Origin of the sequence: Microscilla marina ATCC 23134, assembly GCF_000169175.1 — a bacterium.
Classification (GTDB): Bacteria; Bacteroidota; Bacteroidia; order Cytophagales; family Microscillaceae; genus Microscilla; species Microscilla marina.
Map to the genome: position 1 here is coordinate 18,460 of NZ_AAWS01000075.1, position 12,923 is coordinate 31,382.

A 12,923-nucleotide genomic window follows, 5' to 3' on the forward strand; every position below is an offset into this window, starting at 1 on the left:
AGTTAAGGGTATTCTAAATACATCACTATGATGGACATTATTTACCTCTATAAGACCCTATAGATAGGTTTGTAATGTGTTTTTATGATTTTATTTTAAATATCTCTCTTAGATAGTTTTCATCAAAATATTATTTGTTACAAAAGGTTATCAGTGATGTTATATAAAGTATACAAAGCTTGTTATCTATCTTATAGTCTGTATTTTACAAAAAAATAAAATTATATCAATGTTTGAGGTCAACTGTAACTTAAAATAATACAAAATGCCTGCTTTTTGGCAGGTGTAATAAAACCGGTATTTTTGATTATACATCACCATCACTATACCATACCTTTGTAATAGTTGACTTCCATTCCTCATAAAACTATTCTCAACCTTTATCCTAATACTTTTTATATACCACCTCTTGGTTTATCTTATTAATTAATATGCTCTTAAAAGTAACTATGTTTAAAACATCTAAATGATTTATTACAATGGAAAAGAAAGTATTTGAAAACAGGTTTATACGCCTGAGTTTTCATGAGGAAAGTAAAGTGATTAAATTTATTTGGGAAAATACTTTGGGTTTGATGGAGGCCGATTTTAAGGAAGTGTGTCAAATACAAACCGAATACGTAGAACGCTGCGCCGCTAAGAGTATACTCATAGACAATACTAACTTTGGTTTTCCGATTGACCCTGAACTACAGGAGTGGGTCAACGATAATTGTTTGGAAAAATGGCTTCATCTAAATATCAGAAAAATAGCCATCACAACTACCAGAGAGATTATAGCACAACTTTCGGTAGAACAAATTTGGGAAGAACCTATTGGTCAAAAGTTCACTGTGCGATTTTTTGACACAGTGAATGAAGCCGAAGATTGGCTAAAGTAACCCTGTATAGAAACAGTACAGGAATGTAAGTAAAAGTAAAAAGCGACAAATGGTAGTACTACCATTTGTCGCTTTTTTTATATATGCGTAAGAAAAGTACAGCTCAAAAACAGGTATAACCGCTTAGAAGTAGGTAGAAGCCTCTACAGCCTCAAGCTTTTAGCAACAAGCTGCAAGTTTGAGGCTGCTCTACAAGCAACTTGCTTATTTATAACACGTTGTTTTTTAATGACTTATAAAACCGATAGGTGGAAGTTACTTTTGCTATTCAAACCTCAACGACTCGATAGGGTCAAGTTTAGATGCTTTATAGGCTGGGTAATAACCCGAAATTATGCCTACTACTACACACACCACCAACCCTACAAAAATCCATACCCAAGGTATAATAAAACCTGAAGCTCCCATCACAGAAGAGAGTACATTGCCTACCATAATGCCCAGAAAAACCCCGGCAATGCCACCAAGCAAGCATATCACTACGGCCTCTGCCAAAAACTGTTGTCTGATTAAAAACGGGGTAGCTCCCAAGGCTTTGCGTACTCCTATTTCGCGGGTACGCTCTGTCACAGATACCATCATAATATTCATCAAGCCAATGGCTGCTCCCAGTAAAGTGATAAAGCCTACCACACCACCTCCTATAGTGAGGTAACCCGTGATATTTTTCATGCGGTCAGCAGCCGATTCGCTTCGTGAGATTTCAAATGAACTGGGTTGTCCTAACTTGTCCTGGCGAATCTGGCGCATAAGGCTTTCAGCCTCGCCCATTGCCACCATAAAATCCATAGGTCCATTGAGTGAGGTGGTAATGTTAAAAGTAGGTTTGCTTTGGGTAGGTATCTGGTGGGCAAGTTCTATAGGAATAATTACAGCACGATCGGTACTGCCTCCCCCAAAAGAACCTCCTACTTTTTTGAGCACCCCTATCACGCTAAACCTTTTGCCCATTACTGAGATAAGTTTATTTAGTGGGTTGACCTTTTCAAACAGGGTTTTGGCAAGGTCATCGCCTATGATACACACATTTACCCCCTTGGTTACCTCGGTAGGCGAAAAGTTTCTGCCTCGTTTGAGGTTATACCCCTTAGATACAATGTAATTTTCGTTGGCACCCAATACCCATGTATTGGGGTTGGTTTTTTTAGATCTGTATTTTGCCTCTGCCGAACCAGTCAAAGAAGCAGTAATGCTTACCTTGGCATTGAACCCCAGGCGTGTTTTGTATGCCTTGGCTTGTTTGTATTTTATAGGTGGATATATTTTTTGGTTGCGTCCTCGCCTACGGCGGCGCCCTCTGGCAGAAGTACCCTGAATATCAAATGAATTGACACCTAATTGGGCAAAACTGTTTTCAACCGAAGCCTGTATGCCGTCTACTGCAGTAAGCATGCCTACCAATGCCGTAATGCCAATGGCAATGATAAGCGCAGTGAGGATAGACCGCAACAGGTTAGCACGCACCGAACGGGTTCCTTCTTTTATATTTTCTCTGTAATTCATGGTATATATATGGTTTTTTGCGTATTTTTAATATGCTATTGAGCATCTGCTTTTGTCTGACAAACAGGTGTGAAACATGGTATAATTGTAAATATACTCAATGATTTGATACATAGTACAGGATAAAAATAAAAGAAACAGCCAACTTGCATGAGTGTTCGTTGCCTTTCTTCATAAGTATTTTTGTTTATAAGAAGAAAGGTCAGCATTAGTATAAAAGGTTTAATATAAGCTATAACAACCCAACCAGCAAAACGTTTTATAACATTAGTCAAGTTTCAGGGTTAAAATCTTACAGATTTTGCTCAAAAAAACTGAAGCAAACAAATAACAAAATTGGCACAGGTGGTTGGGCATAGCCCTGCCTACATTTAATCTCAAAAAAGAAAATAACTGGAATACATGAAAAAGCTAAGCCTACTTATAATGGTTTTGGTGCTATCGTGGCATGCACAAGCGTCCCGTATTTTAATACCCATGGACAAAAACCAAAAAAACCATCTCAAAGCGTATGGAGTAGCCTATTGGGTACTCAAACAAAACGTAGAAATTGATTGGCTCCTCAACTACAAAGGAGGGAGCTTTATGTTCAAGTCAAACCAAGCCTTTGTTAACGAACTGGTAATAAGAGGGGTGAGTTATCAGGTAATTTCCAATGCTACCGCCAATGGCATTCTTTCGTCTATAGCCCGCCCAGACTCTAATATGGATGCGATGCGCCTCGACAAACCTCCCAAAATTGCGGTATACTCGCCCAAGTCAAAACAACCGTGGGACGATGCCGTAACCTTGGTGCTTACTTATGCCGAAATCCCTTATGATGTGGTGTTCGACGATGAAGTAATGAACAATAAGCTACCCAAATATGATTGGTTACACTTGCATCACGAAGATTTTACCGGACAATATGGTAAGTTTTATAGTGCCTATCGCAATCGCCCCTGGTATATCAAACAACAGCGTGAGTTTGAGGCAATGGCACGTAAACATGGTTTTAAGAAGGTGTCAAAGTTAAAACTGGAAGTAGTAAAAAAAATCAGGGCGTTTTGTGCCAGCGGAGGGTTTTTGTTTGCGATGTGCTCGGCTACCGATACCTATGACATTGCTTTGGCAGCCGAAGGAGTTGATATATGCGAGCGAATGTTTGATGGCGACCCGGCTGACCCTAACGCCCAGCGCAAGCTTAATTTTAAAAATACTTTTGCTTTTCAAAACTTTCGTCTGAAGCGTAGCCCGTTCGAGTATGAGTTTTCAAATATTGACAACCAACAGTTTGAAAGAGGGTTACGCGAGCAAAATGATTTTTTTACCTTGTTTAAATTTTCTGCCAAGTGGGACCCTATTCCTACTATGCTTACCCAGTGCCATACACAGGTAATCAAAGGGTTTATGGGGCAAACCACTGCTTTTAAGAAAAGGTTGGTAAAACCTGATGTGATTATCATGGGCGAAACCAAGCAGGCAAAAGAAGCGCGTTATATTCACGGCACGTATGGCAAAGGTACCTGGACTTTTTATGGAGGACATGACCCCGAAGATTATCAACATTTTGTAGGAGAAGAGCCCACCGACTTGAATTTGCATCCTAATTCGCCTGGATACCGTTTGATATTGAACAATATCTTGTTTCCGGCAGCACGCAAGAAAAAACAAAAGACCTGAAATGGCTGTTAGTTGCCAATGGTTGGCTTTTGGCTAATACCCAAAAAGTAGGAAAGCCAACCATCAAATCATCACACTCAAACCAACAATATTCATGAAAAAAACACTTGCTATACTGTTCCTGGTGCTGTTATCGTGGGGGGCTCAAGCCAACTACATTTTGATACCTATGGACAAATCACAAAAAAATCACCTTAAAGCCTATGGCATTACTTATTGGGTGCTTACCAAAAACCTGGAAGCCGATTGGCTACTTAACTATCGGGGTGGCAGTTTTTTGTTTAAATACCGTCAGGCTTTTCAAAACGAACTGATCGTAAGGGGAGTAAGCTATGAGGTAATATCAGATGCCAATGCCCACCAGATAAGAGCTGAGGTGTCAAGAGTAGACCGCAACATGGACGCTGTAAAGTTAGACAAACCACCCAAAATTGCTGTGTACTCACCCAAGTTTAAACAACCCTGGGACGATGCCGTAACCCTGGTACTTACCTATGCCGAGATTCCCTATGATGTAGTTTTTGATGAAGAAGTGCTTACCAATAAGCTGCCTAAATATGATTGGCTACACTTGCACCACGAAGATTTTACCGGGCAATATGGCAAGGTATACCGTATTTTTAGACATAAACCCTGGTACATTAAACAAAAACAAAAATTTGAAGAAACCGCTAAAAAGTTTGGCTATAAAAAAGTGTCACAAATGAAACTGGCCGTAGTCAAAAAAATAAGGGAATATTGCGCAGGAGGAGGTTTTTTATTTGCGATGTGTTCAGCTGCTGATACTTACGACATTGCACTGTCAGCAGAAGGTATAGATATATGTGAGTCGATGTATGATGGTGACCCTGCCGACCCCAGTGCCCAACGCAAGCTGAGTTATAAAAACACTTTTGCTTTTCAAAATTTTCAGCTGAGCCGCAACCCGTTTGAATATGAGTACTCAAACATCGACAATCAATACTTTGAACGAGGGCTCAATGAGTCAAACGATTTTTTTACGCTGTTTAAGTTTTCGGCCAAGTGGGACCCCATTCCGGCAATGCTTACCCAAAACCACACCAATGTAATCAAAGGTTTTTTAGGGCAAACTACCGCTTTTAAACGAAGATTGGTAAAACCTGATGTAATTATTATGGGCGAAACCAAACAAGCAAAAGAAGTTCGGTATATTCATGGAACTTATGGCAAAGGTACCTGGACTTTTTATGGAGGGCACGACCCCGAAGATTACCGACACCAGACTGGAGAAGAACCTACCGATTTGAACCTTCATCCTACCTCGCCAGGTTATCGCCTTATTCTGAATAATATTTTGTTCCCGGCAGCGCGTAAGAAGAAACAGAAGACCTGATAAGTGACTGTTTTGCAATGAGAAGATATGTCATTAAAAAAGCCTAATTCAAATCAATGAATCAGGCTTTTTTAATGGTTTACCCTTGAGCTTGCCGTAGTTTGCCCAACAATTCGTATTCGTTGAGCATTGCCTGTAGGCTAAAAATAGACGCTTGTAAATGATTGGCAAGTTGGTGATAATCTTCGATCTGTGCACACTCCAGCAAAATGTCCCCATTGAAAACAAATGCCTCTAAACGCGCTTGTAAGCTTTGTGCAAATAGATCGATGATAGATTGAGGAATGGCAATGTTTTGTACCTCTTGATTTAAATCAGTAGATTGCATACTGTTAAATTTAAATGTTTGACAAAAAGCCCTTGAGGAAGGTTCCAAGCTTGACCTCTTGGGCTTACTTTCACCGTGAAAGTGTGAAACAAATATAAGAAAAAAGCCCGCCTTTCGCAAAATTATATCAGGTTATATTGCTGAAAATCAATGTATTATATAATAAAGCGACTAGTTGCATACTCGTAATTAGTAGAGAGCTCTCGTTCTTTTAAGTCTTTCTTTAGGAGACTTAAAAGCGTTGATGAATACAAGTCTACCTCTCGCGAAGGTCTTAGGTTTGAGATTTCCTCACATATCTATCCAAACAAATTCGACTCATTTTTTCACCTCCCGCGAAGGTCTTACCGCAGGGTGACCTGAGCAACGCTAACTCAAGACTTGAAAAACGACTTGTGTACAGGTTTTTGGGTTAGCAAGTGTTTGGTCAGTCTAAAGCCTCAAGACCAACACAGGGAGGTTGTTTTTTGGGCTTGAATTGTCTACGCTGGCACACGCGAGGACGACGTGCACCAGCGTGGGAGCTACCGACTCCGGACTAATTAACTTCGGGCTAATCCTGTAAGTTTCAAGTGTCCTTACGGAACACTTAAAACAGCGTTGGAGCTACCGACTCCGGACTAATTAACTCCGGACTAATCTCTTTTCACCTCCCGCGAAGGTCTTACCGCAGGGTGACCTGAGCAATGCTAACTCAAGACTTGAAAAACGACTTGTGTACAGGTTTTTGGGTTAGCAAGTTTTCCGTCATTCGTCGGACTGGTCAGCCTAAAGCCTTAAAACCAATACAGGGAGGTTGTTTTTTGGCTTGAATTGTCTATGATGGCACACGCGAGGACGACGTGCACCAGCGTTGGAGCTACCGACTCCGGACTAATTAACTTCGGGCTAATCCTGTAAGTTTCAAGTGTCCTTACGGAACACTTAAAACAGCGTTGGAGCTACCGACTCCGGACTAATTAACTCCGGACTAATCTCTTTTCACCTCCCGCGAAGGTCTTACCGTAGGGTGACCTGAGCAATGCTAACTCAAGACTTGAAAAACGACTTGTGTACAGGTTTTTGGGTTAGCAAGTTTTCCGTCATTCGTCGGACTGGTCAGTCTAAAGCCTTAAAACCAACACAGGGAGGTTGTTTTTTGGTTTGAATTGTCTATGATGGCACACGCGAGGACGATGTGCACCAGCAAGGGACTTCTTTTTATCTATAAGTTTCAAGTGTCCTTACGGAACACTTAAAACAGCGTGGGTCTACAGGGGCATACGCAAGAACGAAAGGTGTCAGTAAAGAAGCAACACCTATAAAGGTTAAGCGCTAATTATCAATGCTCCATTTTTCTTGATCAATTAAAAAAGTGCTTAAACACTTTTTCTAACTAAATGTATATGCCATTTTGTGCTATTTAACTAATTTGGAGGTTCAAGCGTAACTTATGTAAATATGAGCCAACAAATGCAAGATAACGGGCAAAAACAAGTAGACGAAAAATTTATGCAACGAGCACTTGACCTTGCTGTATTGGGAGCGGGTAAAGTGAGCCCTAACCCTATGGTAGGCTGTGTGATTGTGCACCAAGAACAGATAATAGGCGAAGGCTGGCACCAGTTTTATGGCAAAGCGCACGCTGAAGTAAATGCTGTAAATGCAGTAGAAAATAAGGCTTTACTGTCTGAAGCTACTGTATATGTTACCCTTGAGCCTTGTGCCCACCAAGGTAAAACTCCTCCTTGTGCCGATTTATTGATAAAACACCAGGTAAAACGTGTAGTGGTATGCAACCAAGACCCACACCCCCTGGTAGGCGGCAAAGGGCTGGAAAAACTGCGCACGGCAGGCATTGAGGTTACAGTAGGTATTCTGGAAGCCCAAGGCAAAGAGGTAAACAAGCGTTTTTTTACTGGATTGCTCAAACAACGCCCTTATGTGATATTTAAATGGGCAGAAACTGCCGATGGATTTATTGCCCGAAAAAATTATGAATCGAAATGGATTAGCAATAAAATGTCGCGTATGTTGGTGCACAAATGGCGCACCGAAGAAGATAGTATTATGGTAGGCAGTAATACGGCACGTTATGACAACCCTCAGTTAAATGCTCGTTTGTGGAAAGGGCGCAACCCGGCAAGAGTAGTGATTGATCGTCGTTTGAAACTACCTTCCAACCTTCATTTATACAACCAACAACAACTTACTTTTATATACAATCAGCTCAGTCGTAGTCAGGCGTCTAACCTGGAATTTGTAAAGCTCGACGAGGATAAGTTTTTGGAAGAAGTATTGCTTGATTTATATGAAAAAAAAATACGTTCAGTGATTGTAGAAGGGGGCAGTACTTTGATTAACTTACTTATAGAGCAAAACATGTGGGATGAGGCAAGGGTGTTTAAAAGTACCCAAACTGTATTTCATGAAGGTATCAAAGCGCCCAAAGTCCATGGGCATTTGGTGAATACTGAGCGTATAATGGATGATTTTTATTATGAATACCGCCCTATTGCCACAAGTTAGAACAATAATTTGATCAGTTGGGGGTTAGTTTTAAAAATTGAAAAAGCATCAAAAAATAAACAATATGAAAAAACTTTTTACTTACATGATGTTGGCTGGATGCCTCATGCTGGTAGCATTGAGCAGTCAGGCACAGTTCAAACCCTCCGACTTTTCACACAAGATTCTGGAGGGCAAAATCAACGGCAGACATAAAATAAAAATGCTGCTTAATAAACGTAAACGCAGCAAGTCGATTAAAAATAACTTGTCGGGGTATTATCATTACACCAGGCATAGAAACTATGTTATTTTATCAAAAGGTACCTGGAAAGACAATGGTAGTATGCTGATAGAGGGAGGAATAAGGGTAAAGGGTAAATATATAAAAACAGGTGCTTTTTCGGGAAGATGGAACGCTGACCAAAAAAAACTGATCGGTACCTGGACGGCTACTGGAGGCACCAAGTCATTTCCTTTTGAGCTTTATGAAACTTATAAAAGTGGAAGGAAAGAGGCAGAGATGCAGTGGATGGATGAAACTACCATGTTTGGTGAAAAAGCCCCACGTGGAGCCGCAGTGTCATTTTTGTATCCTGTAGTCAAAGGAGGAGCTGTAGCCCAAACTATCAATGATTATATTCAGTCAAACATATTGAGAAACCCACAAGAGCGAACTGCCAAGTTTATAAAAAATTATTTGGAGGATAAAAAAGCAAGAGGTTTTGGCGATAATTATGGCTATTATGAAGAGCACCTTACGACAATTAATACCAATGACAAAAACATTTTGACTCTTGAGTACAATCTCAATGGGTTTAGTGGAGGAGCCCATGGCTACTACAATAGTAGCTTTACATCATTTGATCTACGCACCGGGCAAATAATTAAAATGAAGGATGTGTTCATTCCTGGCTTCGAAGGACCTATCAAACAGTTGATTGCCAGACAAATGAGAAAAGACTATGGGCTAAAATCAGATGCTCCACTTACTAAGTTGGGGCTATTTAAGAACGAATGCCCATTGCCCAAAAACTTTTATTTCCGTCCCGATGGTGTGGCATTTTTTTACAATGTGTACGAAATAGCCCCTTACGTGGCAGGGGCTCGCACTGTAGTAGTACCCTACAAAAAACTTAGGAGATACATCCAGCGAAAATCGTTAGCAAAAAAGTTTTTTCGTTAAAACCTCGGATATATCTCTCTTGCCTGCTCAAACAATTATTATAAAATAAAACAGGATCAGCGCATTATGTCGACTGTTCATTAAATTTGCTTTCAATTAACTGGAATCTATAACATAAAGGCTAAGCATCTGCCTATGCAGGTGCTTGAGCAAACACCTATTTGATACTTTGCCATAAGGCGCAAGTCGCTCATCGTAATGCTGTAATGTGGGTAAAATTGGAATAAATGCTCCTTCCCTTCATTTTAATAGTTGATACCTGTGTGGACTTGTACCTTGGTGAGTACTTTGAACATTAAACATGTAAAGTGTTATTCTGCATCTTTTGCCCTTTGGCTTCTCTTAAAGAAAATACCCTGTAAGGAACTACGTGACTACCTGTTAGTTTCTTGGGGGAATAAACTTTGAAGATCACCAAAGCACAAAGTTTATCAGAACTGCAGAGTTTTAGGTCAAGCTCAATAAAGTTAATCTCTACTTTACCTACTTAGAAGTTAGAGTACTAGCCGCTAGAGATAAAAACAAATGAGAAAATTAGGAATCATTGCGTGTTTGGTTGCCCTGTTGACAAGTCAAGGATTTGCCGACCGGGTAACCAGTGCCTATAAGCAATTGCAGAAAGGCCGATACGACAAAACCAAGTCATTGCTTGACCGTGCCATTGGCAAACAAGCCATCAACGCCGGGGCGCATTACATATATGCGCTGTATTTTTTAACTAAAGAAAACCCTGCCTATCAGGTAGATTCATCCTACACCCACATTATGTTATCATTGTCTCACTACGCCCAAATAGACAAAGGGGACTCTATTACCTGGGCAAAAGTAGGCATTACACTTACCTCTATAGAGCGCCATCGTCGCAAGGTAGAAAGTGTAGCGTTTGGTTTGGCAAAAAGCCAAAATACCATCGCTGCCTATCAAACTTATGTGGAGCGGTTTACAGCTGCTCGTGAGTTAAACAAAGCGATTGAGTTGCGCGACCAACTTGCCTGGAACAATGCCCAGGCTTTGCATAGCATTGCAGGTTATCAGAGTTTTATCAAAACCTACCCCAAAGCAAAGCAGGTAGCCGAAGCCCAAACACGCATAGATTTTTTTGTGTACAAAGCCGAAACTACCCCTGCCACGCTAAAAAACTTAGAAGCTTTCTTGGCACATAATCCTCAAAGTGTATACCGTGACTCAGCAGTTAACCAAGTGTTTGATTTGGTATCAGTCAATCACCAAAAAGCTACTTATGAATGGTTTATGAAAAAATACGCAAATAGTACTGCTGCCAAAACTGCTGGAGACTGGCTCATGAGTATGTACCAAAACGAGGGCAAGTTAAGACAGTTTTATCAACAGTTTGGCAACTACCATCGCATTGCCTATGTTCAGCAATTGCTGGAAGTAGACAGTTTACAGTACTTTCCTATTCTGGAAGCTGGCAGGTATGGTTTTATCGACCAGGCAGGAGGGTTGCGTATTCCTATCAAATACAAGCAGATTTATCAAGACTATTTGTGTGAAGGTATTCAAGACCGTTTTATCATGGTAAGGCAAAATAACCTGACAGGAGTAATAGACAAATTAGGAAAAACTTTGATTCCGGTATACTACGATCAGGTAGAGGTGTTGACAGATGGGGTATTTAAGGTGGTAAAAAATGGGATGAGCGGTGCCTTTCATCAATCGGGTTTTCCGATTTTGCCTACAGTATACGATAAAATAGAAGTGCTCAATCAATACTTTCTGAGGGTGTATCGCGACGGTATGTGGGGAGTGGCTACCCTCAATGGGAAACTAATTGTAGATTGTAACTTTTCAGAAATAGATAAAAAAGCCAACAGTTTTGTACTGTTCCGTAAAGACAACCGCTATGCACTGATAAAAAACAGTCAGGTATTTGACCAGTTTTTGAAACAGCAGTTTAGCCTACAGCTCATGTATGATGAAGTAGACTGGATTGGCGGAGCGTACATCAAAGTACTTGACCAAGAGAAGCAAGGAGTAGTTGACACCACTGGACAATTGGTATTGCCGCCCAAATTTACCCAAATCAAAGATTTACGCGTGGGCTGGGCAGCCCGTACTTCAGACTCTACCGCTTGGCAATTGTACAAACGCAAAGGAGGATTGCTTTCTAAGACTTTCTTTGAAATGGCCAGTCCACACGATCGGTTTTTTGTAGCAAAAAAACAGGGCAAATGGGGGGCTTTAAGTGTAGTGGGCGATACCCTGGAACCATTCAAGAGAGACTCTTTAGTATTTATTGGCAATGTATTGCTTACTTTTAAAGGCAAACAGGTACTTGCCAAAATCAAAGGGCGAGAAAATCCGTTAAACCTATCGCCTTACAGGTTTATCAAGGGAGAAAGGGGCAATTACTCCAATGCTCAACCTTTTGTTCAGGTAGAAACCCGTTACCGCAAAAAAGGATTGTATAACCAAAAGGGTAAAAAAATGCTGGCAGCAGTATACGACGATATTTTGATACTTGCCGATGATTTGTTTAGCGTAAAACGTTATGGTAGGTATGGCTTGGTAGATACTAACCGAAAAGTAGTGTTGCCTATTAGATATCAAGGCATTAGCAACCTCAAAGGAGGGTACCAGGGGTTGTTGCTCAACCGGAAGTTTGGCTTATATCATCACCAGCGTAAAATAAAATTAGAACCTAAGTATGCTTCGTTGCCACGTCCTTATAGTTCCAGTGATAGTAACCGTTTGTTTGTAGTGAAAAAAAGCAACGGTTTTGGCTTGGTAGATGACCGTGGTAGGGATATGGTAGCAGCTAAGTACCAAAAAATAGAGTACTGGACAGATAGTATAGCCTTGATAAAAAATGAAGCGGGTCATTGGTTTTTGTTTAATTTCATTACCAAACAACGCCTCAAAACTCAAGATTTTAATGATATAAAGTACTTAAAAAAAGAGGGTGATGAAATCATTGCTTTGGTATCTAAGGTGAAGTTTGGTATTTTGAGCAACAAGCGTGGACTGTTGATTCCCATGGAATACGACTTAATTTATAACTTAGGAAGCCGCGAAGCACCGATGTTTTTTACCGAACGTCAATATGCCGGAGGTAAAAGCTTTGTGGTGAGTTATATCAACCACCAAAAAAAGGTGATCTGGAATAAAATTATGCAAGAAGGCGATTACCACAAGATATTGTGTGAGGAGTATTAACCTCCTGAGGCAACAGGCGTAAGCTTCAAGCATTCGTCTGTTATGTGGCTTCATTATCAGTATATTTTATAAGCCCTTTGAGGCATCGATTGAGGGCGCGTCAAACGATGCCTCATTTTTTTGTAAGAAAGGGAAAAAACTAGTTTTATATAGTAGATCTCTACCTTTATAAAGCATTGAATAGCCTTACAGTTACTTAACTTCTCAATATTTTCTAAAAAACTGTATCTTGCGTTAGATTATCTATTTTCAAATTTCTTGTTTTTTTACGAACCTAAAATACAATTATGGCAAAAAGAAAAAGAAGCGGTTTTAGCTATTTGCTTATATTATTGATGGCGCTTG

At 40.3% G+C, this 12,923-nt stretch carries 8 protein-coding genes; 6 read left to right on the forward strand and 2 right to left on the reverse strand.

Translation table 11 applies throughout. The features are described from left to right. Positions 1-479 precede the first annotated feature (479 nt). Entirely contained in the window at positions 480-881 is a 402-nt protein-coding gene (locus M23134_RS34955; RefSeq protein ID WP_002705158.1) for a hypothetical protein, read from the forward strand. Positions 882-1,145: 264 nt separating this feature from the next. Here M23134_RS34955 and M23134_RS34960 read toward each other — a convergent pair whose 3' ends face one another. Beyond that, a complete protein-coding gene (locus tag M23134_RS34960; RefSeq protein ID WP_002705160.1) occupies positions 1,146-2,384 on the reverse strand; it encodes an ABC transporter permease in 1,239 nt (412 codons plus the stop codon). A 402-nt stretch (positions 2,385-2,786) separates the two neighbouring features. Here M23134_RS34960 and M23134_RS34965 point away from each other — a divergent pair, with 402 nt between their 5' ends. Both M23134_RS34965 and M23134_RS34970 read left to right on the forward strand, forming a co-directional pair. Next, complete coding sequence (locus tag M23134_RS34965; protein ID WP_045114958.1) at positions 2,787-4,046, forward strand: hypothetical protein; 1,260 nt, start codon at positions 2,787-2,789, stop codon at positions 4,044-4,046. Between the two features lie 94 nt (positions 4,047-4,140). Next, positions 4,141-5,400 carry a hypothetical protein gene (locus tag M23134_RS34970; protein ID WP_002705164.1) on the forward strand — a complete coding sequence of 420 codons (1,260 nt, stop codon included), beginning with the start codon at positions 4,141-4,143 and terminating at the stop codon, positions 5,398-5,400. Between the two features lie 79 nt (positions 5,401-5,479). Here the strand turns inward: M23134_RS34970 and M23134_RS34975 are convergent, their stop codons facing one another. Continuing rightward, positions 5,480-5,728 (reverse strand): hypothetical protein, encoded by a 249-nt coding sequence (locus tag M23134_RS34975; protein WP_002705166.1) that lies wholly within the window; start codon positions 5,726-5,728, stop codon positions 5,480-5,482. Positions 5,729-7,168: 1,440 nt separating this feature from the next. Here M23134_RS34975 and ribD point away from each other — a divergent pair. From ribD to M23134_RS34990, 3 genes are all read left to right on the forward strand, one after another. Further along, complete coding sequence (gene ribD, locus M23134_RS34980; protein WP_002705168.1) at positions 7,169-8,236, forward strand: bifunctional diaminohydroxyphosphoribosylaminopyrimidine deaminase/5-amino-6-(5-phosphoribosylamino)uracil reductase RibD; 1,068 nt, start codon at positions 7,169-7,171, stop codon at positions 8,234-8,236. A gap of 64 nt (positions 8,237-8,300) precedes the next feature. Next, positions 8,301-9,401 (forward strand): DUF3298 and DUF4163 domain-containing protein, encoded by a 1,101-nt coding sequence (locus tag M23134_RS34985; protein WP_045114959.1) that lies wholly within the window; start codon positions 8,301-8,303, stop codon positions 9,399-9,401. 525 nt (positions 9,402-9,926) lie between these two features. Then, a complete protein-coding gene (locus tag M23134_RS34990) occupies positions 9,927-12,578 on the forward strand; it encodes a WG repeat-containing protein (RefSeq protein WP_002705175.1) in 2,652 nt (883 codons plus the stop codon). Positions 12,579-12,923 lie beyond the last annotated feature (345 nt).